Origin of the sequence: Bifidobacterium sp. RTP21102st3_E2_RTP21102_210122, assembly GCF_040916945.1 — a bacterium.
GTDB lineage: Bacteria > Actinomycetota > Actinomycetes > Actinomycetales > Bifidobacteriaceae > Bifidobacterium > Bifidobacterium longum.
Genome location: NZ_JBCPAN010000007.1, coordinates 99,374 through 122,750 on the forward strand (window position 1 = coordinate 99,374; position 23,377 = coordinate 122,750).

Consider the following 23,377-nt stretch of genomic DNA (forward strand, 5'->3'; position numbering starts at 1 on the left):
GCCGCTTCCGGTCCCCGGTCTGGGAAAATCGCAGACCGACCAAACCCCAAGATTTATAACGTCGCCAAGTACGTTAGAAAGGAAACACAATGGATATCATCACCCTCGCAGAGGTCGCCGGCAACCTGTCCGTCATCGGTTACGGTATCGGTACTCTTGGCCCTGGCATTGGTCTGGGCATCCTCTTCGGCAAGGCCATGGAATCCACCGCTCGTCAGCCTGAGATGTCCGGCAAGATCCAGACCATCATGTTCATCGGCCTGGCTCTGGTCGAGGTGCTGGCACTGATCGGCTTCGTCGCCGCCCTGATCATCTGATCTGCGCAGATCAACAGACGAAAACCGATTATGTCCATCACTGAAAGGAGGGCTTGATGACACAAGCAGCAAGCGGGATTGACCTGTTCATTCCTGAGGTTTATGACATCGTATGGTCGCTGATCATTCTTGTCATCGTTGCGGTGTTCTTCTACAAGTTCTTCATGCCGAAGTTCAATGCGATCTTCGACGAGCGCGCCGCCAAGATTCAGGGCAACATCGCCAAGGCGGAGCAGGCTAGGAAGGACGCCGACGAGGCCAAGGCCAAGTATGAGGCCCAGCTGAGCACCGCCCGTGTGGACGCCGCCAAGATTCGCGACGACGCCCGTGCGGAAGCGTCCCACATCATCGCCGACGCTCGTTCCCGCGCCGAGTCCGATGCGGCCCAGATCACCGCATCCGCACAGCGCTCGATCGAATCCCAGCACCAGCAGGCCATCGTCTCGCTCAAGGGCGAGGTCGGCGCACTTGCCACCGCCCTGGCCGGCAAGATCCTCGGTGCCAAGCTGGAAGACAACGACGTGCAGTCCTCGATGATCGATTCGATGATCGACGACCTGGGCGCCAAGAAGTGACCGTGACCATCCGTAACCAGAAAGGGAGGTGACCATGCGAGGAGAGGCATCACGTATTGCAGACCGCGAGTCGCGTGATTCGCTGGCCCCGAAACTGCGCGACACCCGTGAGGACGCGTGGCGGATCGGCAACGAACTGTTCACGATCACCAAGGTGCTCGATGACAGCATTCAGCTGGAGCGCGCACTGACCGACCCGTCCCGCCCGGTTGCCGACAAGGTGGCCGTCCTGAAGGAACTGCTCGGTGACAACGCGCATCCGATGACCATGGAGATCATGACTGACTTGGTCTCCCGCCGTTGGAGCCGTGCGCGCGACATCGCCAACGCAGTGGAAGACTTCGGCGTGGACGCCATGATGTACTACGCGGACGCCACTGACGCCACGCTGCAGGTATCCATCGAGCTGTCCGAGCTGCATTCCGCACTGCTGAACCTGCCGGTCGTACGCGCCAAGCTGTACGACTACCAGGCCACCAGCGAGGCCCGTGTGAAGCTGTTCCGCGAGGTGTTCTCTGGCAAGACCCTGAACAAGGTCACCATGAGGCTCGCCGAACACGCCACTTGCAACCTGCGCCGCCGCCGCTACTTGGAGACCATCCAGTGGCTGATCAACAAGTTCTCCCGCCACATGGGCGAGTCGATGGTCACCGTGACCACCGCCACCCCGCTGAAGAAGGAGCAGATCAAGCGACTGGTCGAGGTCTACTCCGCCAAGGTGGGCCGTCAGGTGCACATCAACTCGGTGGTCGACCCGACCGTGCTGGGTGGCATGCGCATCCAGGTGGGCGACGAAGTCACGGACAACACCGTGGTCGCACAGCTGCAGAACCTGCATCGCAAGGTGCAGACGGAGGCGACTCCGGCCTGACCGGCCGAGCCAATCCGTCCAACACCACACACAAGCAAAGACTTGACTGAACAATAACCAATAGAAGGAGTGATCATGGCAGAACTGACCATCGATCCCGCCTCGATTCGCAAGGCCCTCGACGACTTCGTGTCGTCGTACAAGCCGAGCGACACCCCCACCCAGGAAGTGGGCTATGTCGCCACGGCCGGTGACGGCATTGCACACGTGACGGGATTGCCTGGTTGCATGGCCAATGAGCTGCTGACGTTCGAAGACGGCACGCTCGGCCTGGCGTTCAACCTTGACGCCCGTGAGATCGGCGTGGTGATCCTCGGCGATTTCGCTGGAATTGAGGAAGGCCAGGAAGTGCGACGCACCGGCGAAGTGCTTTCCGTGCCCGTCGGCGACGGCTATCTCGGCCGCGTCGTGGACCCGCTGGGCAAGCCGCTCGACGGCCTCGGCGAGATCCAGGGCATTGAGGGTCGTCGTATCCTCGAAGCCCAGGCCCCCGACGTGATGCACCGCCACCCGGTCGACGAGCCGCTGTCCACCGGCCTCAAGGCCATCGACGCGATGACCCCGATCGGCCGCGGCCAGCGCCAGCTCATCATCGGCGACCGCCAGACCGGTAAGACCGCCATCGCGATCGATACCATCATCAACCAGAAGGCCAACTGGGAATCCGGCGACCCGAAGAAGCAGGTCCGCTGCATCTACGTGGCCATCGGCCAGAAGGGCTCCACCATCGCCTCGGTGAAGCAGAGCCTGGAAGACGCCGGCGCCATGGAGTACACCACCATCGTGGCCTCCCCGGCAGCCGATTCCGCTGGCTTCAAGTACATCGCCCCGTACACCGGCTCGGCCATCGGCCAGCACTGGATGTACAACGGCAAGCATGTGCTCATCGTCTTCGATGACTTGTCCAAGCAGGCAGAGGCCTATCGTTCGATTTCCCTGCTGCTGCGCCGCCCGCCGGGGCGTGAAGCCTACCCGGGTGATGTGTTCTACCTGCACTCCCGCCTGCTCGAACGTTGCGCCAAGGTCTCCGATGACCTGGGCGGCGGTTCGATGACGGGTCTGCCGATCGTCGAGACCAAGGCGAACGATGTGTCCGCCTACATCCCGACCAACGTGATCTCCATCACTGACGGCCAGATCTTCCTGCAGTCCGATCTGTTCAACGCCAACCAGCGCCCCGCCGTGGACGTCGGTATCTCCGTCTCTCGAGTCGGTGGCGCCGCACAGACCAAGGCTCTGAAGAAGGTCTCCGGTACGCTGAAGATCTCCCTGGCACAGTACCGTTCGCTGGAATCCTTCGCCATGTTCGCCTCCGATCTGGATGCGGCTTCCAAGGCCCAGTTGACCCGTGGTGCCCACCTGACCGAGCTGTTGAAGCAGCCGCAGTTCCACCCGTACTCGCCGGAACAGGAAGTCGTGTCCGTATGGACCGGCACCCACGGCAAGCTCGACGACCTCGACCTGAAGGACGTCCTTCCGTTCGAGCAGGGACTGCTGGACTACATCGACCACAACACCGATATCCTCAAGACCATTCGCGAGACCGAGGAATTCACCGCCGACACCGAGGCTGCCCTCGATAAGGCCGTGGACGAGTTCCGTTCGACGTTCGTCTCTTCCGCCGGCAAGCCGCTGGTCGAGAAGAAGCCGGACGTTGACAAGGCCGCGCCGGTCGATCAGGAAAAGATCGTGGCGGGAGAAAAGTAAGCCATGGGCTCGCAACTCGCATTGAAATCACGCATCCGCTCCACCGAGTCGTTGGCGAAGATCTTCAACGCTCAGGAGATGATCGCGTCTTCGCATATCGCCAAGGCCCGTGATGTGGCCCTGAACGCGAAGCCGTACACCGATGCGATTTTCGATGCCGTGCAAGCGTTGGTGGCCCACACCCATATCACGCATCCGATCGCGGTGAAGGACGAGAAGAACCCGCGCGTGGCTGTTCTCGCCCTCACCTCGGATCGTGGTATGGCCGGCCCGTACACCTCTTCGATTATCCGTGAAACGGAGTCGCTGCTGTCCCGCCTCGATGCGGCAGGCAAGCAGCCGGAGCTGTTCGTGTACGGGCGTCGCGGTTCGACGTACTACAAGTACCGTAATCGTGACATCGCGGCGACGTGGGAAGGCGACACCGACCAGCCCGGCGTGGAAATTGCTGAAACGATCTCCAACACCTTGATGGACGCCTACATGAAGCCGGCTGAGAAGGGTGGAGTTTCCGAACTCTACATCGTCTACACCGAGTTCATCAACATGGTGGTGCAGAAGGTGCGCGTGCTGCGCATGCTGCCGGTCGAAATCGTGAAAAACGAGACCAAGGTGCCCGATCCTGATGAAGAGGCACCGGCTACTGCGGATGTCGCTCCGCTGTACACTTTCGAGCCCAGCCTCGAAAAGGTACTGGATGCGATTCTGCCGAAGTACATTCAGTCCCGTATCCACGAGTGCCTGCTGACCGCGGCCGCGTCGGAAACCGCAAGCCGCCAGAACGCCATGCACACGGCAACCGACAACGCACGAAACCTGATCGACGACCTTACGCGCAAGCTCAACGCTTCCCGCCAGGCCTCGATCACCCAGGAACTTACCGAAATCATCGGCAGCGCTGACGCGCTGACCAAGAAGGAAGAGTAGGAACGCATATGGCTGACAACCAGACCACTGCGGCCGAGCCTACCAACGGTCGCGTCACCCGCGTCCAGGGCTCGGTTATCGACGTTGAATTCCCGGTGGGTCATCTGCCCGACATCTACAACGCCCTGAAAGTAACGATCGTCAACACCAGCGCCAAGGAAGAAGGCGAGGCGAAGGAGACCGAGATCACCCTCGAGGTCGAACAGCACCTCGGTGATTCCACGGTCCGTTGCGTCGCTCTGAAGCCCACCGACGGCCTGGTTCGTGGTGCCTCCGTCTCCGACACCGGCGCCCCGATCTCCGTGCCGGTCGGCGACGTGACCAAGGGCCACGTCTTCGACGTGTCCGGTAACATCCTCAACAAGAAGCCGGATGAGACCATCACCGTCTCCGAGCGTTGGCCTATCCACCGCAACCCGCCGGCCTTCGATCAGCTGGAGTCCAAGACCCAGATGTTCGAAACGGGCATCAAGGTCATCGATCTGCTGACCCCGTACGTGCAGGGCGGCAAGATCGGTCTGTTCGGTGGTGCAGGTGTGGGCAAGACCGTGCTGATTCAGGAAATGATTCAGCGCGTGGCCCAGAACCACGGTGGTGTGTCCGTGTTCGCTGGCGTCGGCGAGCGTACCCGTGAGGGTAACGATCTGATCGGCGAAATGGCCGAGGCCGGCGTGCTTGAGAAGACCGCACTGGTCTTCGGCCAGATGGATGAGCAGCCGGGTACCCGTCTGCGTGTCCCGCTGACCGCACTGACCATGGCAGAGTACTTCCGTGACGTGCAGAACCAGGACGTGCTGCTGTTCATCGACAACATCTTCCGCTTCACCCAGGCCGGTTCCGAGGTGTCCACCCTGCTGGGTCGTATGCCTTCCGCCGTGGGGTACCAGCCGAACCTGGCCGATGAGATGGGTTCCCTCCAGGAGCGCATCACCTCGACCCGTGGTCACTCGATCACCTCGTTGCAGGCCATTTACGTGCCGGCCGATGATTACACCGACCCGGCCCCGGCCACGACCTTCGCCCACTTGGATGCAACCACCGAGCTTTCTCGTGACATTGCCTCCAAGGGTATCTACCCGGCTGTGGACCCGCTGAGCTCCACCTCGCGAATCCTCGATCCGCGTTACGTGGGCCAGGCTCACTACGACTGCGCCAACCGCGTCAAGGCGATTCTGCAGCGTAACAAGGAGCTGCAGGACATCATCGCCCTGATCGGTATCGACGAGCTCGGCGAAGAGGACAAGACCACCGTGAACCGTGCTCGTAAGATCGAGCAGTTCCTCGGCCAGAACTTCTATGTGGCTGAGAAGTTCACCGGTCGCCCCGGCTCCTACGTGCCGGCCGACGAGACCATCGAAGCCTTCACCCGCATCTGCGACGGCGTGTACGACGACGTCCCGGAGCAGGCGTTCTCCGGCATCGGCGGCATCGACGACCTCGAAGAGAAGTGGCACAACATGCAGAAGGAACTGGGTGCGTGATGGCTGCGGAAAAAACCACGATGAAGGTCAACATCGTCGCCGCTGACCACCCTGTGTGGCACGGCGAGGCGACGAGCGTGACCATTCCCGCCTCTGAGGGCGGCATGGGCATCCTGCCCGACCATGAGCCTGTGCTCACGGTGATCAAGCAGGGTACGCTCACCGTGGTTGAGCCCGATGGCGATCGCCACATGTTCGAGGTGACCGACGGATTCATTTCCTTCGACTCGAACAAACTCACCGTGGCGGTCGAGCGCGGCCACGACGTCCAGTACTCCGGCACCGCCGAGTGACCTGAACCAACTCCTTAAGGGGCTCTCTGGTTTTCCAGAGAGCCCCTTTTGCTATGTATGCCATGTGTTGCGCTACAGTGGTGGCCTATGCGAGTTATTGTTGCCGACTGTTCGGCCGAGTATTCGGGCCGCCTCAACGCCTCACTGCCCCTGGCCAAGCGCGTATTGCTGATCAAGGCCGATTCCAGCCTGTTGATTTTCTCCGAATTGGGCTCCTACAAGCCGCTGAACTGGATGACCGCGCCCTGCACGATTCGTGAGATCGACCCAGCCGCCAAATCCGCGCAACATTCCCGGGAAAGTGTCGCTGGTGGGGCTGTGGATGGTGATTCTGCGACGCATTCCCCGGAAAGTGTCGCCGCTGGTGAGCCGGAAAAGGTGCTACGTGTCAGCGCCGACAAGGGTTCGGACATTCTTGAAGTGACGCTGCAGCATATCTATTCCGACCAAACCTATGATCTGGGCGAAGATCCGGGTCTCATCAAGGATGGCGTGGAAGACCATCTGCAGCGCTATCTGGCCGAGCAAATCGAGCGTATCGGCAAGGGAGCCAAGCTGGTGCGTCGCGAATACCCGACCGCCATTGGCCCAGTGGATATTATGGCCGTGAATGCCGAGGGCGAGCATGTGGCTGTGGAAATCAAACGTCACGGCGGCATTGATGGCGTCGAGCAGCTGACTCGCTACTGCGAACTGCTCAATCGAGATCCGCTGCTGGCCCCGGTGCACGGCATCTTCGCCGCACAAACCATCACGCCGCAAGCCCAGGTCTTGGCCAAAGACCGCGGCTTCACCTGCCTCATCCTCGATTACGACGATATGAAAGGCACCGAGGACGACAGTCTCAGGCTGTTCTAGATATAGCAGGGGCTCCCTCATCAGAGGGAGCCCCTGCTATATCTTTTAGTACGCGGCGAGAATATCGATTACGAAGACCAACGTGGAGTTGGCGGGAATCGGACCTTGCTCCTTATCTCCATAGGCCTGATCCGGCGGAATCACCAGCAGAACCTGAGAGCCGACGGTCTGGCCGACCAGACCCTTCTGCCAGCCCTCGATAACCTGATGCTGGCCGCTGGAATCGCTGAACAGATCGGCGTCGATTGTGGAATCGCGATCCCAGGACGAATCGAACTGCTTGCCATTCGTAAGCCAACCGGTGTACTTGACCACCACGGTGTTCTTGTCGGTCAGCTTGGCGCCGTTACCCTTGATCAGCGTCTGCGAGATCAGCGAATCAACCGAACCCTGACCGTTCATGTCGATGGACGGCTCGCCGTTTTTGGCTCGCGTCACCTTCGGCAGATTGGCCGGCACATCCTTGACTTCCTCGCCAGTGGCCTTCTCCAAGTCCTTGGACTTGGACACAAACGTCATCGCCAGAATGTAAGAGTACCCGGACGAATCCTGAGCGTTGACGCCAAAGCCAATCGTGGTGTTGATCTTGGCACCCTTGATCTGGTTGTAGTAGGTCGAGGAGAGGGTCTTGGAATCCACCTTCAGCGAGCAATCCGGCGTGTTCTTGGTCCAGGTGTCCATGAGCTCGGTTCCGTCTTTAACGTTGAGCGCGATGCCTTGGGCGCAGACGCGGTCGCCCTCCTCGATCACGTCGCCATCGCCCTTCTGCAGCACCACATAAGAGCCGTCGGACACGGTCATCGGCGTATTAAAGGAGATGGTCGGCTTCTCGCCGAGCTTGCCCTTGGCGGTCACGCCGGCAATTTGGCCCTTCTTGTCAGAAGAGTCGGAAGATGAAGAGGAATCGGAAGAAGAGGATTTCGAGTCCGAGCTCGAACTGGAGCAGGCAGCCAGCGACACGCACATCGCCAGCGAGCAGGCAAGGGCAACGGCCTTGCCGAGGGGAGATAACATAGACTTAACAGACTTACGCATGACACATCACCCTACTGGTAAACCTTGATTTTCTGCGCTCCTAGGTAATAAACAGGTGAAGATTGTAGAATGGTTGAGTTATGAGTGCTGAAGAACAGACTACAAGACCGGATAAGGGCGCCAAGCGTCCATCCCGTCATGCCAAAATCATGCGTGGAGTGGTGACGCCTATCTTCGGACTATTGGCCGTGGCGGCTGTGGTGTTGGGGTACATGAATGCCACGATGTGGAAGCCCTCCACTGAAATCACCGCTTCCGCAACCATGAGCGGCTCCCGGTATGTCGTCACTGATCCGAATGTGCTGACCTTGTTGGATCAGAATGCCACGATAACCGTGGACTCGGGATCCTCTCAGGACGAGGCGTGCGTGGCGTTGGGTTCGTCCAAGGATGTTGCCGGATGGGTCGCGTCCGAGAAGTCCTATACCCGCATCACCGGATTGGCATCATGGAGCGAGCTGAGCACCCAGAAGGGAAGCAGCACGAGTCAGGGAGCGCCTACCAGTGCCGATGACGCGGTGTCGTTCAAGGATTCCGATATGTGGACTGCCGTGAAATGCGGCACTGGGTCCGTTTCGCTGAAGAGCAAGAAGACCGGCGCCTCGACGGTAGCCATTGTGGATTTGGGCGAAAATGTCACCAACGCCAAGGTGCAGCTGCACTGGGTGCGCTCCGAAGTGCCGGACTTTGCGATGCCGTTCTATCTGTCCGGCGGATTGCTGGCCGTGCTGGCCGTACTGTGCGCCTCCGTGTTCGCCATGCCGCCGCATAAGCGCCGCAAGCGCATGGTGGAAGGCATGGCAAGCGCCGTAATCGAGGAAGAGGCACCCGCCAGCATCGCAGTGTCCGGGAAGCCGGATGGTGCAAGTCGACGTAATCGTCGCCGTCACGCCACACATCGGCGTTCGGGCCGTGCGTCCTCGCAATCCTCGCAATCTGAAGCCACCGAAACACCGGTTATCATCGACCCAAGTTCGCGTAACCTGGTCGCCGACCAGCAGACCGGTGCCGAAAGCGGCGCTGAGCCCGGCCTCAGCGCCGGCGATAACGAATCGACTTCGGTAATCACCCCTGACGAACTGCAGGCCTACTTCTCCCGCTTGGCCCAAGAGGTCAATACCGGAGACGACTCGGCCGATGACGGACAGGAGGAAAGCTGATGAACAAGCGATGGAACAAACTGTGTGTGTCCGCCCTCGCCTGCATGGCGTTGGTCGTGCCGTTGACCGCCTGTGAAGGCCAACTGCCGACGCCGGCTGCTGATACCTCCACCAAGGTTGCGCCGGATTTGACCGAGGCGCAGGAGAAGAAGATTCGTCTGAAGATTCTCAAGACGATCGATGAAGCCGATCAGGCCAAGAATCCCGATGGGTATGCGACCGTTATGGGCGGGCCCCAGCTGGACATTCGCATCAGCCAGACCACGATCAATCAGCGTGGCGGCGGTATGTCCGAATATGCGACCATTCCCAAGGACATCGCCCAGACGGTGATTCCTACGGACGACGGATGGCCTCGCTCGGTGTTCACCATCACGACCACCACCGAAGATCAGCAGTCCAAGCGTTTGCTGGTCTTCGATCAGGAATCCGCCCAGCAGAATTACAAGCTGATGGCTATGGCTCGACTGTTTGAGGGCGCCAAGCTGCCGAAGTTCGAGATTCCGACTATTGGCTCGCAGATGGGCACCGCAAAGGATGAGAAGCTGGTGGCCGCTCCCGCCGATGCCTTGGCCCAATACGCCGATGTGCTGCAGAACGGCTCCAAGAGCCAATACGCTTCCAAGTTCGCAGACGATTTGCTGCGCCAGGAACTGGCCAATACCACGGCCAAGGTGCAGGAAGGTATGCAACGCAACAACGGTACGCAGGAGCAAAAATTCACCGCTGTGCCTGAACAGATGTGGGTGATGCGTGCTGCAGACGGTGCCGGTGATCTGGTGGTTGGCCGTATTAACGGCGAATGGACTCGCAAGGCAGGGGATGGCCGCGAATCGCGGCCGGCTTCCGACGACGAGAAGGCGCTGTTCAATAGCGACAAGTACACCAGCACCATGAAGGTCACGTATGTGAACGTGGTGGCCTTGTACATTCCGTTGGCAAGCTCCGGTGAGCAAATCACCGCAGTGGGCGCCGACCGTCAGCCGGTAAAGGTCGAAGCGCTGTAATTGTTGCCGCCACCCACCGCGCGGTTAACGCCCCCACCACGATATGATTCATCCACCACGATGTCGGTAAGTTTTACCTTTCGCATAATGGTGCCGTTTTGAGTCACATCGTGGTGGGCGTTTTGCTACGTGGTGGGAATTTCACCGCGTAGTGGAAGAATCCCTACGTGGTGGGAATCGGCATTACAATCAATGTCAGCAAATGTGATTGTTGTTGTACGCGAATCGCGTGGAATCGGGAGGCATTATGGCAGAGCAGCAGTTCAATCCGGGAGTCTCATTGGCGGGCGCCGTCGATTTGGAGGCGCTGAAGCATCAGGTCAAGGCCAAGCCCGGCCAGGCGGGTGGCGCTCCTGCCGCTGGTGGGTACGTGATCGACACCACCGAAAACACCTTCCAGGCAATGGTGCAGACTTCTGCGACCTTCCCGATCCTGCTGCTCCTGTGGATACCGACCGATGACCGCCTGTTCCCGATGGCCCGTGCACTGGGCGACGCGGTGAACGCCCTGAACGGCCAGATTCAGCTCTCCCGTATCGATATCTCGTCCAATCCCTCGATTGCCCAAGCGTTGCAGGTGCAGGGCGCGCCCGCACTGTTCGCGTTGATTGCCGGCCGTCCGATGCCACTGTTGCAGGGCCTTCCGGGTGACGACGAGCTCAAGCAACTTACTGACGAGGTGATTCCGAAGATCATTCAGGCCGCCGCGCAGTCTGGTGTGAACGGTACCGCGCCGTACTCGGGTGATCCTGATTCCGATGCCGCCAAGAGCGCTGGTGCCACCGGTGCCGGCGTGGGTGCTGAGCAGGTGCCGCCGGAGCATGCCGAAGCCCATCGTTTGGCCGAGGAGGGCGATTACGCCGGTGCCGCCGCCGAATACGAGCGCGTGCTCGGATCCGACCCGTCCGATGCACTGGCCGCCCGCGAACGTGCGAAGGCGCTGTTGCTGGCCCGCTCCGGGTCCGCTGATGTACGTGACGTGCGTGCCGCTGCCGCCGCAGCGCCGGACGATGTGGAAGCGCAGTTGGCTGTGGCTGATATCGACATGATTGGTGGCCAGATTCAAGACGCTTTCGACCGTTTGCTGGACTTTTTGGCCGCCGGGCACAAGGCCGATATCGAGCAGGTTCGCAAGCGTCTGCTCGAATACTTCGCCATCCCCGAACCCACCGACCCGCGTCTGACCCGCGCCCGTCGTCGCCTAGCCACCCTCATGTACTAAGTGGTTTTGGCTCCCCTCTTTGAGAGGGGCTGTCGTCGTAGATGACTGAGGGGAGCTCACGAGCGTACTCGATTGCTCCCCCCCCCCTAAACCATCCGATTCTTCCCGAAATACTGCTGGAACCTTGGCCCCTCCAGCGCCAGCTCCTCCTCGAAATCATCCGCCCACTTACAGAACGGACGGTTGGCGAGACCATCGTTATTGAATCGCGCCTGATCGGTGATTTCGGTGATGCAGAATTTCGGAATCGTCAGATTGGTAACCGGCCCGGATCGTTCGGCCTCGGCTACGATCAGCGGCGCGTTCGGCCCGCCGAACACGTCCACGCTCCAGCCGTCTTCCGCAATCCACACGGAATACCGGTTCTTGATGATTACCGAGCCGCCGCGCTTGATGAGTTCGGCGGCGATGCGCGTGTCGATCTCGCGCTCGACCTCGTAGCGCGTGCCACCCACGGACGGACCTTTGACGGTGACATACGCTTCCGAGAACCGGTCGCGGTACTCGTCCAGCACGGCCACCGGATTTACGTCGGGCGTCATGTCGACGTGAACCTTGTGCGAGACCAGCCGCACGCGCAAGGCGTAATTGTCGGCATGCACGTAGTAGCTCTGAATGATGAGGGTCGGGGCGTCGCCGTCGTCGTATTCCGCCGGCAGTTCGCGGCAGAAGAAGCGGCGTTCGTATTCGAAGTCATCTGTAGGTTCCGACATAACCCCATTGTAGAGCCGATAATGGCGATTTTCTCGTTATTTTGGCGACGTATGTGCCGCATGCAACGTGATGTGGTGTACAGTAAAGAAGTTGCTCGGGTTTGTAGCTCAGTGGATAGAGCGTCTGTCTCCGGAACAGAAGGTCGTGGGTTCGATCCCCATCAAGCCCACCAGCATGGCTTTCGGCTAACCGCCGGAAGCCTTTTGCATATTCGGCGCGTGCAAGGCTGGTGCTGGTGTCGGCAATGGCAAGGCCGGTGATGCCGGCTCGCTTGGGTCGTGGAAAAACCGTCCGGTTTGGCGAGAACGGTAGCCGAATCGTCTGGAATCGTCTGGAATCGTCTGGAATAGCAAGGAATAGTCTGTTGATGGCCGTATGCCGGGCATCATGCGCGCTAAACGCGACTTTGCTCAGTAGACTGCTACGTAATCGGCATTGCCAATCGTTGCTGATCGTGCGATTGGTCGTAGCCGGTGGTGATGTGTACCGGCGCCGGCCGCAGCAGGTGGGCGCCCCCAAGATGAGAAGGAGCACAATATGAGCGAAAAGATGGAAGCCGTAGCCACTTCCGAGGCGCCGGCCGCGCTGGGCGCATACAGCCAGGCGGTGAAGGCCAATGGCTTCGTGTTCGTATCCGGCCAGCTGGGCATTGATCCGGCCACCGGCGAACTGGCGGGCGAGACCGCTGGAGAGCAGGCTGCACAGGCGCTGAAGAATATTAAGCACATTCTCGACACTGCCGGTACCGGCATTGAGCATGTGTGCCGTGCCACCATCTACCTGAAGAACGTCGAGGACTTCAAGGAAGTGGACGCACGTTACGCTGAGGCGTTCATCGGCTCCGTCAAGCCCGCCCGCGTGGCCTTTGGCAACAACATGATTCCCAAGGGCGCGCTCGTGGAGATTGACGCCATCGCGGTGGAGTGATTCGAACGTTTCCCCGGCGGCCCGTCTGCGCGCATGGTGTGTGCAGACGGGCCGCCGCGTATTGTGCGACGCATTCCGGGGAATGTTTCGCTGGGCGGGGGTGCGAGGTGTGGTTCCGCGACACGTTCCCGGGAACGTTGCGCTGGAATCGTTGGGCGGTGGTCCGTGCCACAATAGAGACCATGGCATCCAAAGGAAAACCGTCGCCGCGTTCGGCCGTAAGCCCGCTGAGTGATGAGCAGGTCAAGCGTCTGGCCGCCCGCCACACGCTTGTGGACTCGACACAGTATTACCCGACCGGCCCCCGCACGCCCAATCAGCCGGAAATCAACGCCCAGAATCCCAAGGCCACCAAACGACTGCTGGGAGGGGTGTCCATTGTGTTCCGCGCCAGCTGCAAGACCAAGGCCTGGGGCTTGGAACAGGTGCCGGAAACCGGACCGTTCATCACCGCCGCCAGTCATGTCACCATGTTTGATGTGTTCGTGCCAATGATGAGCCTGTTCCACATGGGCCGCCGCCCCCGTTACATGGCCAAGGCCGAGATGGCGAAGTGGCCATTGATCGGCAAGTGGTTCCAGTTGGTCGGCATGCAGCCGGTGCAGCGTCATTCGGGCAAGGCCAAGCAGATCGAAGAGACCTCGATTGATATTCTGACGTCCGGCCGCCCGCTGACGGTCTGGCCGGAAGGCACCGTGACCCGCGACCCGAAAAAGTGGGTGATGAGCATTAAGGAGGGCGTGGGATATATCGCCCTTGAATCCTCGCGCAGACTGGGGCATCAGGTGCCGCTGTACCCGGCGGTGACGTGGGGTGCCGCCTCCATCAACCACTGGTGGCCATGGCCGCGCAAAAACGTGGTGATGTGCTATGACCATGCGCTCGATTACTCCGATCTGCTTGCCGACATGGACTCATGGGGTGAAGAGCCGCCTGCCGAGGCCGTGAACGAGCTGATGTGGCGCGTGCTCAAACGCATGAACACAGTACTGGAGGAAATTCGTGGCGAGCAGTTCCCCGCTGAAGGCTACTGGGACTACCGCAGCATGAGTCGTAAGCCTTGGCCTGAAGCCGGCGGCCCGTTCCCGGCTGAGAAGTAGCCGCACCGGTTCCCGTACGGGGAGCCTAGGCGAGTAGCATGGCACAAGATTGTGCCGATGAAGTTGCGCGACAAGCGAAGGTAGGAATTTGATATGGGTAAAAATATAACGGTTCTCGGTGCAGGAGCATGGGGTACTGCTTTCGGCCAAGTGCTGGCGGACGCAGGCAACACGGTGACCATGTGGGCCAAGGAGCAGCAGATTGTCGAGGGCATTCGCGATCACCACCACAACGCCGTGCGCCTGCCGTCCGTCGAAAAGTTGCCGGACAACATGACCGCCACTGGGGATCGCGCCGAAGCCGTCAAGAACGCGGACATCGTAGTCGTGGCCATCGCCGCGCAGTTCGCGCGAGTGGCACTCGTCGAATTCAAGGGACTGATTCCCGATCACGCCATCGTCGTCAGCCTGATGAAGGGCATCGAGCGTGGCACCAACAAGCGTATGGACGAAGTCGTCCGCGAATCCCTTGACTTGCCGGCCGACCGGTTCGCCGCCATTTCCGGACCGAACCTGTCCAAGGAAATCGCCGATCGTCATCCCGCCGCCACCGTGGTGGCTTGCACGAACCTCGATAATGCCACGAAGGTGGCCGAGGCATGCACCACCTCCTATTTCAAGCCGTTCGTGACCACCGACGTCATCGGCCTGGAAATGTGCGGCAGCCTGAAGAACGTGACCGCGCTGGCCGTGGGCATGGCCCGTGGTGCCGGCTACGGTGAGAACACCGCAGCCATGATCGAAACTCGTGGACTGGCCGAACTGACCGCGCTGGGCGTAGCCGCTGGCGCCGATCCCAAGACCTTCTTCGGCTTGGCCGGTGCGGGCGATCTCATCGCCACCTGTGGCTCTTCGCTGTCTCGTAACTATACGTTCGGCGCGAATCTCGGCAAGGGATTGACGGTCGAAGAGGCCACCAAGGTCAGCAACGGTGTGGCCGAAGGCGTGCCCACCACGGATGCGGTGGTGGCTCTTGGCGATCAGCTTGATGTGCCGACCCCGTTGGCGTATCAGATGAGCCGCGTGCTGAACGAAGGCATTTCCTGCTCGGAGATGCTTGCCGGACTGTTCGGTCACGAGGTTACCGGCGAATAACGAGAGAAGCGACGTATACGTGGCGTATACGTTGTACGTGCAAAGTCGCGTGGCGTATACGTCGTTGACGTGCACGAGTAGACTGGTGTGCGTCTCTTGTGCGCGGCGTTCCGAGCGCGGTTCGGTCCGGTTGGCGGTGCAAAGCATAGGCTTGAAAACGGTTGTAGTTTCAACAAAAGGATGGTTATGGCCAAGAAGCGTGTTGTGGTGCTCTATGGTGGGCGTGCAGACGAGCATTCGATTTCCTGCATCTCCACTGCCGGTGTGCTGGGGGCCATGGACACTGAGCGGTTCGAGCCGATTCCGGTCGGCATCACCAAGGACGGCAAGTGGATCATCAATGGCGAAGATCCGCGTGGCTGGAACTTGGACGGCGGCGAGCTGCCGACCGTAAAGATCACCCCGGAATCGCGCCCGGTGATGCTTGACCCCTCTCGCGGACAGGACGGTTTCTTCATCGGCGAGCCCAGCCACATCAATTCCGCCGATTCCGGCTTCGGCACCAGCTTCGTCAGCATGTCCGACCCGGAAATGCACCATGTGCTGACCTCCCTTGGCCATGTGGACGCGGTACTGCCGGTGCTGCACGGCCCCTATGGCGAGGATGGTACGGTTCAAGGCCTGCTGGAAATGATGGGTGTGCCGTACGTGGGGTGCGGAGTGTTTGCTTCCGCCGCCTGCATGGATAAGCATTACACCAAGGTGGTACTGGATGCCGCCGGCATTCCCACCGCGCCCGGTGTGACGGTCGATGCGCGCAACTTCACCGCCGCCGATGTGCTTGCCGAGATCGAGGACGCCGGTCTTACTTATCCGCTGTTTGTCAAGCCTTCGCGCGCAGGCTCCAGCTTCGGTGTGACCAAAGTCGAGAAAGCCGATGACCGCGAGACCCAGCAGGATCGTCTGGCCGCCGCCATCGCCACCGCCGGCGAGCACGACTGGAAGGTGCTCGTCGAACAGGGGATTGATGGTCGCGAAATCGAATGTGCCGTGCTGTGCCCGAAGGCCGGTGACGAGCCCGAGGCCAGCTGGCCCGGCGAAATCGTGCTCGATCATCAGAACGACGACCAGTTCTACGATTTCGACTCCAAGTACATGGATGCCTCCGCCAGCCACGTGGAAGTGCCTGCCAATCTGCCGGTCAGCGTGCTTGAGGACGTGCGTGACGTGGCCCGTCGCGCGTTCAAGGCCGTGGATGGTGCCGGCTTGAGCCGTGTGGACACCTTCGTGACGCCTGATGGCACGGTGATGGTCAACGAAATCAACACCATGCCCGGCTTCACGCCGATTTCCATGTATCCCAAGGCTTGGGATGCCACCGGAGTGAGCTACACCGAACTCATCACGCGATTGATTGAGGGCGTGCTGAGGTAAGTGTGGTGCGGAATCGGCCGCAGGCCGGTTCCGCTATTGACACATCGCCCATACCTGTCAGTAATTCATGCCAAGTTTTCCTAAGTTCAACAGGCGTACAGCAAATGGCGAACGCAATTCACTTGCGCGCCAGTGTCAGGACAGATTAGGCGCATAGTTTCTTTTCTTGGATTCACGGGCCGCGCGAATGCCGCGCATACCAAGCCCGACTCCCCAGACTGTCGTCTGGATGATGTTGAGAAAAGGAACATTATGAACAACCTGCGTAAGATCGCGGCCGGCTCCCTCGCCGCCGTGCTCGCGTTCTCGATGGCCGCCTGCGGCTCGAGCAACGCCTCCTCCGATGGCACCGGCGAAAGCACCGGCAAGGCCGTCACCGTGAACGAAAAGTCCGCCAAAGCCACCTCCCTCGCCGACTTCGGCACCATGGAAGACCTCGAGAAGGCCGCCAAGGAAGAGGGCGCGCTGAACGTCATCGCCCTTCCGCACGACTGGTCCAACTACGGCGAGGTCATCGAGAGCTTCAAGAAGAAGTACCCGGAGATCAAGGTCACCGAGCTCAACCCGAACGCCTCATCCAAGGAAGAGCTCGACGCCGCCAAGACCAACAAGGGCACCGACGCCGCCCCCGACGTCTTCGATGTCGGCCAGGCCATCGCCGCCACCTCCACCGACTACTTCGCCCCGTACAAGGTGCAGGCCTGGGACAAGATCCCGGACACCGCCAAGGACGCCGACGGCGCCTACTACGCCGACTACACCGGCATCATGTCCGTGGGCTGGAACGCCGACAAGTACGGCGACATCAGCTCCCTGGACGACCTGCTCGACCCGAAGTTCGCCGGCACCGTGGCCCTCAACGGCAAGCCCGCCGAGGCTGGCGCCGCCTTCAACGGCTACCTGATGGCCAACCAGCTCGCCGGTGGCGACATCAACAACCTGCAGCCCGGCCTTGACTACTTCAAGAAGCTCAAGGAAGCCGGCAACCTGACCACCGTCGACGTGACCAACGGCACCATCGACTCCGGCCAGACCGGCGTGGTCTTCGACTGGACCTACAACCAGGCCTCCTACAAGAAGGAGCTCAAGGACAAGGGCGTGAACTGGAAGTACAAGACCTTCCCGAAGGCCCAGGTCGTCAGCTACTACAACCAGGCCATCAACAAGGACGCGCCGCACCCGGCCGCCGCCCGCCTGTGGGAGGAGTACCTGTACACCGCCGACGCCCAGAACCTGTGGTTCAAGGGCGGCGCCAACCCGGTGCTGCTCGATTCCATGAAGGAAGACGGCACCGTCGACCAGGCCACTCTGAAGGACGCCATCACCATCGAAGGCGAGCCGGTCTCCTACACCAACGACGACTCCACCCGCATCACCGAGTGGCTCCAGAACAACTGGGACAAGACGATCGGCAACTGAGGCACAGACCGATGACCGCCGCAATCGCACCCATTGCATCGAACGGACCTGCTGCCGCCAAGGCTGCGGGTCCGTCCGCTACTCCCGCTTCTCCTCTCTCCTCGGCGATGGCCAAGCACCGCCAGGAGCTGGGCACGCTCGCCACCACGCTCCCGTTCTTCGCCTACACCGCCTGCTTCCTGCTCGCACCCACCGTCATCGTGATTGTCGGTGCATTCCAGGATCGCAGCGGCAACTTCACGCTCGCGAACTTCAATAAGATGTTCGAGGCCAACACCATCGCCGCATTCGGCACCTCGATTCTGGTGTCTTTAGCATCCTCTCTGATCGGCGCAGTGGTGGGCGCGCTCGCTTCCTACGCACTGGTCATTGGTGCCAAGCCGAACGGCCTGCTGCGTCGTATGGTCTCCGCCATCTCCTCCGTGCTTGCTCAGTTCGGCGGCGTGATGCTCGCGTTCGCGTTCATCGCCACCATCGGCATCAACGGTATCGGCACCATGCTTATCAAGACACTGACCGGCTACACCGTGAACCCGAACTGGCTCAGTTCGTTGCCGGGCCTGGTGACCATCTACTGCTACTTCCAGATTCCGCTGATGATCATCATCTTCCTGCCCGCGGTCGATTCGATCCGTCCACAGTGGCGCGAGGCATGCGAATCCCTCGGTGGCAACACGTTCCAGTACTGGACGCGCGTGGCCTGCCCGATTCTGGCACCCCGCTTCATCTCCGCGTTCCTGCTGCTGTTCGCCTCCGCGTTCTCCGCATACGCGACCGCCGCGGCCCTGTTCTCCCAGCGTTCGATTCTGGTGCCGCTTATGATCCAAGGTGCCATGCGCAACGAACTGGACCCCAACCAGCAGGGCTTTGCCCAGGTGCTGGCATTCGCAATGATCATCGTCGTGGCCATCGTCATGCTGTTGAGCCACGCCGTGGAAAAGAGGGCCGGACGTTGGCAATGACCGAAACTTCCGCAACCAAGCCGCCGCAGCTGCGCGCCGCTCGTGCGCGTAAACAGAGCATCATCAAATTCGTGATCCTGTTCGTCACCCTGGCGTTCCTGTTCGTGCCGCTGCTGGCCATGCTCATCTTCACCCTGCGTCACCCGCTGTCCGGCCGCTGGTCGGCCGCGCCGTGGATCGCGATTTTCACCGGCAACGGCGAGTCGCTGGGTGCCGACCTGACCGTGCTGTGGCAGGGCATCGGCACCTCGCTGGCCCTGAGCGCGGTCACCGTGGTGATCATGCTGGTGCTGCTGGTGCCCACCATGGTCATCGTGCATATTCGCTCCAAGGTTTTGGAGCGCGCGATCGAATGGGTGGCCACGCTGCCGCTGACCATCCCGGCCATCGTGCTGGTGGTGGGTTTGGGCCCGATCTACCGCTGGCTGTCCGCCGACGTGCTGAGCACCAACCCAATCTGGCTGTGCTTTGCCTACGTGATTCTCGTGATGCCGTTCGCCTTCCGCGCGATCGCCGTGGGGCTTAACTCCATCGACGTCAAGACGCTGGTCGAGGCATCCCGCTCGCTCGGTGCCTCCTGGCCCAAGGTGTTCTTCAAGGTGATCATCCCGAACCTATGGCAGTCGATTCTCTCGGCATCCTTTATCTCCATCGCCGTGGTGCTGGGCGAATACACCGTCGCCTCGCTGCTCGGCCGTATGAACCTGCAGGTCGCGCTCTACCAGCTCGGCCAGTCCAATTCTCAAATCTCCACCGCCATGTCGCTGCTGGCTCTGCTCTTCGGTGCGGTGCTCCTCGTTGCGCTCGACCTGATCTCCGACGCAATGCGCAAGTCAAGGGAAGGTAAGTAACCTGATGAACAGCAATTCGATTTTCACCCGTCGCCATGCCGGTGCCGATGCCGCGGCTTCTGTTTCGGCACCCGCCACCACGTCCGCTGCCGCCGAGGACGCCTTCAAGAACGATCCCACCGCCACCCTCGAAGGCGTGCGCGGCAAGGACGTGACCAAGGCCGCCAAGGCCCTGCTCAAAGACAGCGTCAAGCGCGGCGGCGGCTCCATCCAGATGCGCGACGTCGTCAAGATCTACCCCGGCTCCACCGTTCACGCGCTCGACGACTTCAACCTGGACATCAAGCCCGGCGAAATGGTCGTGCTGCTCGGCGGCTCCGGCTGCGGCAAGTCCACCGCGCTGCGCTCGCTCGCCGGCCTCGAAGACATCCAGGGCGGCCGCATCATGGTCGGCGGCCAAGACGTCACCGGCGTGCCGGTCAACAAGCGCGAGATGGCCATGGTGTTCCAGGCCTACTCGCTTTTCCCGCACATGACCGCCCTGGAGAACGTGGAATTCGGCCTCGAAGTGCGCGGCATGGGCAAGGCAGAACGCCGCAAGATCGCCATGGAACAGCTGGAGCTCGTGGGACTTGCCGATCAGGCCAAGAAGTACACGCAGCAGATGTCCGGCGGCCAGCAACAGCGCGTGGCCCTGGCCCGCGCGCTGGCCGTCAAGCCGCGCGTGCTACTGCTCGACGAGCCGCTCTCCGCCCTCGACGCCAAGGTGCGCGTCCAGCTGCGCGACCAGATTCGCCGCATCCAACTCACCACCGGCACCACCACCGTCTTCGTGACCCACGATCAGGAAGAGGCGCTGGCCGTGGCCGACCGCATCGGTGTGATGAACAAGGGCAAGATCGAGCAGATCGCCGCCCCGCAGAACCTGTACCAGCGCCCCGCCACCGAGTACGTGGCCACGTTCATTGGACTCACCAACCGCCTGCCCGGCGCATCCAATGGCGACGAGGTCGTGGTCTTCGGCCAGCGCGTGCCGCTGCTCGCCGGCTCCGCCAAGGGCGATTCCGTGGCCGTGCTCGTGCGCCCGGAGAACCTGACGCTGGCCTTGGCCGGCAGCAGCGATTCGCACGTCGGCGAACGCGCCCGCGTGGAGGTCATTCACTTCCTTGGCTCCTTGGTGCGCGTGGATACGGTCATCACCTCCGGCGAATACCAGCGCTGGAACAAGGGCGAACAGCTCAAGGCCACCGTGCAGCTGCCCGCCAGCGAGCTGCCGGCCGGTCTGGCGGTGGGCGATGACGTGATTGTCACCCCGCGTCCGGTCGCCGCGCTCGCCTGCTGAATGGCGTTGCGATGATCGTGCGGTTCTGTTCTGTTTTTGTGACTGTACGATCGTCGAATGGCTTATCGGCAATGATGTGTGTGGGACGGCGGCGATTTTTGGGCGATTATCGCGTGCCGTCCCACAGCAATCTTGCAGAGTAGGGGACTTTCTCGGCATTGGGAATGATTGACGTTGATCATTCCTTGCCCATTGATGATTTCCTCCCCCATTCCCAATGCAATCGAAACGCCGTGCCGTATTCTTGAAGAGTATTGCACGTGTGATCGGTCCGTTTGCGGCCAGTAACTATGGGGGATAAGTATGAGCGAACCAATGCCGCCGGCGCAGCAGCCGCAGGCACCTCAGCAATCGCAGCAGCCGCAACAATCTCCACGCGATTGGTGGTTCACGGCCCATCGCCGGTTTTCGACAATCGGCTCGGCGCTCGCCATTATGATGGTGTTCTGGATCGGACTGAATATTCTGGCCACTGAAGCACTACGAACGCTGCTTGGCACCGATGTGCCCGCTTGGGCTGTGCTGCTCGCCTCCTCCGGACCGCTGTATGTGGTGGCCATGCCGCTGAGTATGTTGGCCTTCACTCGCGTACCGGTTATTCGCACCCGGCAGTACCCCATGAAGGCGGGGGAGTTCATTCAGATTTTCGTCATGTGCATTCCGGTAATGTTCTTGGGCAATATGATTGGCAATATATTGTCTGCCGGAGCCACTGATGGTCAGGCCACCAATCGCATCAACGACGTGATTCTTGGCAGCGACTGGCGGGTGAACGCATTGTTCATAGGCCTGTTGGCACCGGTTTGCGAAGAATGGATTTTTCGCAAGGAGATTATCTCCCGCCTGCGCCGGTACGGAGAGAAGACCGCAATCATATTCTCCGCATTGGCATTCGCGCTATTCCATATGAACGTGTTCCAGTTCTTCTACGCCTTTGGCCTAGGACTGATGTTCGGATATGTATACACGCGCACCTCCCGACTGCGGTATTCGGTGGCTATGCACATGCTGATCAACCTGAACGGGTCAGTACTCGCCCCATTGGTGATACAACAGATCGATCCCCGCATCCTCGACGGCACGGTCAGCGAGGCCGAAATCATGCGTATGGCTGAAGCCGGCAACATGGGCGACATGGGCATCATGATGTTGTACGGCACAGTGATGTTGGGCCTCTGCATTGCCGGTATCGTGCTGCTTATCACCAAGCGCAAGAGCTGGGAGTTCTATCTTGCGCCAGAGGAGTTGCCTGCGGGGCTTAAAATACGCACCGCCTATGCCAATCCCGGCGTTATCGCGTACCTACTGTTGACTGTGATGCTTACCGGTTGGATGCTGTTCGCATGACTGTCATAGCCGGACCCAGAGAGGCGAGCCGGGAGATATCACAGATTGCCTGACGAGCCGCCATCTTCAACAAGGTATTCGGTGCCCGAACCGGCGATGGCTCGCGCCGCCATATCTTTGATGGTGGAAGGCAGCACACCCTCGCGCGCGAACACAAGCACTTGGCCGGTCATGCCGTAAGGGGAGAAGCCGGTGAACTTGACCAATGGCGGCTGACCCTCCAGCGCCACGTCGGCGGTGGCTTTGGTTACGCGGTCGAGAATATCCTGACTGATCGCAGACGGGTCGCCGGAGGCCTTGGCCGTGAACTCAAGCGTGGCCATGCCTTCGCTGACCGGCGTGAGCTTGGTCAGGGCGGCCGTATTGAGTACCGAATTGGGGATGACCATCATGTCTCCGGAACGGGTGCGCACCACGGTCTGACGCCAGGTGATGTCGTGCACGGTGCCTGTGACGCCTTGAATGGTCACCAGATCGCCGGGTTGGATTACGCGGCCCAGCATCAGGCCGAAGCCGCCGATGATGTTGGCGATTGTATCCTTCAGACCCAGCGAGATCGCCACACCTCCAACACCAAGGGCGGTGATAAGTGTGGTCGGATTGATGCCGAATACGGGCTGCAGTACCATCGCTGCGCCGGTGACCCAGATGGTCACGCGCGTGAGGTTCACGAAAATCGAGGCGCTGGGAATCTGAGAATTGTCCAGAATCTTGCGCAACACGCGGCTGATGACGCGGTCGGCCACAAATACGATGGCCAATACAATGGTCAGCCAGATGAGTTTGCCGGCGTTCACCTGAAACCAGCGTGCGATGTCTTCTGCATATTCAGTCATACGCCTACTGTATCGGT

General features: G+C 60.6%; 23 protein-coding genes and 1 tRNA gene. 21 read left to right on the forward strand and 3 right to left on the reverse strand.

The window, feature by feature from the left end; all coding sequences use genetic code 11:
- Positions 1–89 precede the first annotated feature (89 nt).
- The 8 genes from atpE to nucS all read left to right on the forward strand — a co-directional run bounded on the left by atpE (position 90) and on the right by nucS (position 7,029).
- Positions 90–317 (forward strand): ATP synthase F0 subunit C, encoded by a 228-nt coding sequence (atpE, locus tag AB5287_RS08860; RefSeq protein WP_003831420.1) that lies wholly within the window; start codon positions 90–92, stop codon positions 315–317.
- A gap of 56 nt (positions 318–373) precedes the next feature.
- A complete protein-coding gene (locus tag AB5287_RS08865; RefSeq protein ID WP_007051482.1) occupies positions 374–892 on the forward strand; it encodes a F0F1 ATP synthase subunit B in 519 nt (172 codons plus the stop codon).
- A 34-nt stretch (positions 893–926) separates the two neighbouring features.
- Positions 927–1,763 (forward strand): F0F1 ATP synthase subunit delta, encoded by an 837-nt coding sequence (locus AB5287_RS08870; RefSeq protein ID WP_007054765.1) that lies wholly within the window; start codon positions 927–929, stop codon positions 1,761–1,763.
- A 75-nt stretch (positions 1,764–1,838) separates the two neighbouring features.
- Complete coding sequence (gene atpA, locus AB5287_RS08875) at positions 1,839–3,470, forward strand: F0F1 ATP synthase subunit alpha (RefSeq protein ID WP_007051480.1); 1,632 nt, start codon at positions 1,839–1,841, stop codon at positions 3,468–3,470.
- A gap of 3 nt (positions 3,471–3,473) precedes the next feature.
- Positions 3,474–4,397, forward strand: a complete 924-nt coding sequence (locus AB5287_RS08880) for a F0F1 ATP synthase subunit gamma (protein WP_007051479.1) — start codon at positions 3,474–3,476, stop codon at positions 4,395–4,397.
- An 8-nt stretch (positions 4,398–4,405) separates the two neighbouring features.
- Positions 4,406–5,878, forward strand: a complete 1,473-nt coding sequence (gene atpD / locus AB5287_RS08885; protein WP_007051478.1) for a F0F1 ATP synthase subunit beta — start codon at positions 4,406–4,408, stop codon at positions 5,876–5,878.
- Positions 5,878–6,171, forward strand: coding sequence for a F0F1 ATP synthase subunit epsilon (locus AB5287_RS08890; RefSeq protein WP_007054766.1), 294 nt, complete (start codon positions 5,878–5,880; stop codon positions 6,169–6,171). Before atpD ends, AB5287_RS08890 begins: the two co-directional genes overlap by 1 nt.
- A gap of 87 nt (positions 6,172–6,258) precedes the next feature.
- Complete coding sequence (gene nucS / locus AB5287_RS08895; protein WP_007051476.1) at positions 6,259–7,029, forward strand: endonuclease NucS; 771 nt, start codon at positions 6,259–6,261, stop codon at positions 7,027–7,029.
- A gap of 45 nt (positions 7,030–7,074) precedes the next feature.
- Here nucS and AB5287_RS08900 read toward each other — a convergent pair whose 3' ends face one another.
- Positions 7,075–8,064, reverse strand: a complete 990-nt coding sequence (locus AB5287_RS08900; protein WP_007051475.1) for an FKBP-type peptidyl-prolyl cis-trans isomerase — start codon at positions 8,062–8,064, stop codon at positions 7,075–7,077.
- 80 nt (positions 8,065–8,144) lie between these two features.
- Between AB5287_RS08900 and AB5287_RS08905 the strand changes: the two genes are divergently transcribed.
- The 3 genes from AB5287_RS08905 to AB5287_RS08915 all read left to right on the forward strand — a co-directional run bounded on the left by AB5287_RS08905 (position 8,145) and on the right by AB5287_RS08915 (position 11,453).
- On the forward strand, positions 8,145–9,224 hold the full coding sequence (locus AB5287_RS08905; protein ID WP_007051474.1) for a hypothetical protein: 1,080 nt from the start codon (positions 8,145–8,147) through the stop codon (positions 9,222–9,224).
- Positions 9,224–10,231 (forward strand): hypothetical protein, encoded by a 1,008-nt coding sequence (locus AB5287_RS08910; protein ID WP_007051473.1) that lies wholly within the window; start codon positions 9,224–9,226, stop codon positions 10,229–10,231. Before AB5287_RS08905 ends, AB5287_RS08910 begins: the two co-directional genes overlap by 1 nt.
- Positions 10,232–10,478: 247 nt before the next feature.
- The gene (locus tag AB5287_RS08915) at positions 10,479–11,453 is read left to right on the forward strand and encodes a tetratricopeptide repeat protein (protein WP_368221071.1); all 975 of its coding nucleotides are present in this window, start codon (positions 10,479–10,481) and stop codon (positions 11,451–11,453) included.
- An 86-nt stretch (positions 11,454–11,539) separates the two neighbouring features.
- Here the strand turns inward: AB5287_RS08915 and AB5287_RS08920 are convergent, their stop codons facing one another.
- A complete protein-coding gene (locus AB5287_RS08920; protein WP_029680132.1) occupies positions 11,540–12,166 on the reverse strand; it encodes a CYTH domain-containing protein in 627 nt (208 codons plus the stop codon).
- A 97-nt stretch (positions 12,167–12,263) separates the two neighbouring features.
- On the opposite strand from AB5287_RS08920, the gene AB5287_RS08925 reads away from it, so the two are divergent.
- From AB5287_RS08925 to AB5287_RS08970, 10 genes are all read left to right on the forward strand, one after another.
- A tRNA-Arg gene (locus tag AB5287_RS08925) sits at positions 12,264–12,339 on the forward strand.
- A 365-nt stretch (positions 12,340–12,704) separates the two neighbouring features.
- Complete coding sequence (locus AB5287_RS08930) at positions 12,705–13,094, forward strand: Rid family detoxifying hydrolase (RefSeq protein WP_007054771.1); 390 nt, start codon at positions 12,705–12,707, stop codon at positions 13,092–13,094.
- Positions 13,095–13,276: 182 nt separating this feature from the next.
- Positions 13,277–14,194, forward strand: coding sequence for a 1-acyl-sn-glycerol-3-phosphate acyltransferase (locus AB5287_RS08935; protein ID WP_010081634.1), 918 nt, complete (start codon positions 13,277–13,279; stop codon positions 14,192–14,194).
- Positions 14,195–14,287: 93 nt separating this feature from the next.
- On the forward strand, positions 14,288–15,289 hold the full coding sequence (locus AB5287_RS08940) for an NAD(P)H-dependent glycerol-3-phosphate dehydrogenase (RefSeq protein WP_368221073.1): 1,002 nt from the start codon (positions 14,288–14,290) through the stop codon (positions 15,287–15,289).
- Positions 15,290–15,475: 186 nt separating this feature from the next.
- Positions 15,476–16,663 (forward strand): D-alanine--D-alanine ligase family protein, encoded by a 1,188-nt coding sequence (locus tag AB5287_RS08945; RefSeq protein ID WP_007055652.1) that lies wholly within the window; start codon positions 15,476–15,478, stop codon positions 16,661–16,663.
- A 252-nt stretch (positions 16,664–16,915) separates the two neighbouring features.
- Positions 16,916–18,082, forward strand: coding sequence for an ABC transporter substrate-binding protein (locus AB5287_RS08950; RefSeq protein ID WP_007051466.1), 1,167 nt, complete (start codon positions 16,916–16,918; stop codon positions 18,080–18,082).
- Between the two features lie 11 nt (positions 18,083–18,093).
- Positions 18,094–19,044, forward strand: a complete 951-nt coding sequence (locus AB5287_RS08955) for an ABC transporter permease subunit (RefSeq protein WP_007055662.1) — start codon at positions 18,094–18,096, stop codon at positions 19,042–19,044.
- Positions 19,041–19,895, forward strand: a complete 855-nt coding sequence (locus tag AB5287_RS08960) for an iron ABC transporter permease (RefSeq protein WP_007051464.1) — start codon at positions 19,041–19,043, stop codon at positions 19,893–19,895. Before AB5287_RS08955 ends, AB5287_RS08960 begins: the two co-directional genes overlap by 4 nt.
- 4 nt (positions 19,896–19,899) lie before the next feature.
- Positions 19,900–21,177, forward strand: a complete 1,278-nt coding sequence (locus AB5287_RS08965) for an ABC transporter ATP-binding protein (RefSeq protein ID WP_368221076.1) — start codon at positions 19,900–19,902, stop codon at positions 21,175–21,177.
- 303 nt (positions 21,178–21,480) lie between these two features.
- Positions 21,481–22,524, forward strand: a complete 1,044-nt coding sequence (locus tag AB5287_RS08970; RefSeq protein ID WP_007051462.1) for a CPBP family intramembrane glutamic endopeptidase — start codon at positions 21,481–21,483, stop codon at positions 22,522–22,524.
- A 38-nt stretch (positions 22,525–22,562) separates the two neighbouring features.
- Here AB5287_RS08970 and AB5287_RS08975 read toward each other — a convergent pair whose 3' ends face one another.
- Positions 22,563–23,360 (reverse strand): mechanosensitive ion channel family protein, encoded by a 798-nt coding sequence (locus tag AB5287_RS08975; RefSeq protein ID WP_007051461.1) that lies wholly within the window; start codon positions 23,358–23,360, stop codon positions 22,563–22,565.
- Positions 23,361–23,377: the final 17 nt, after the last annotated feature.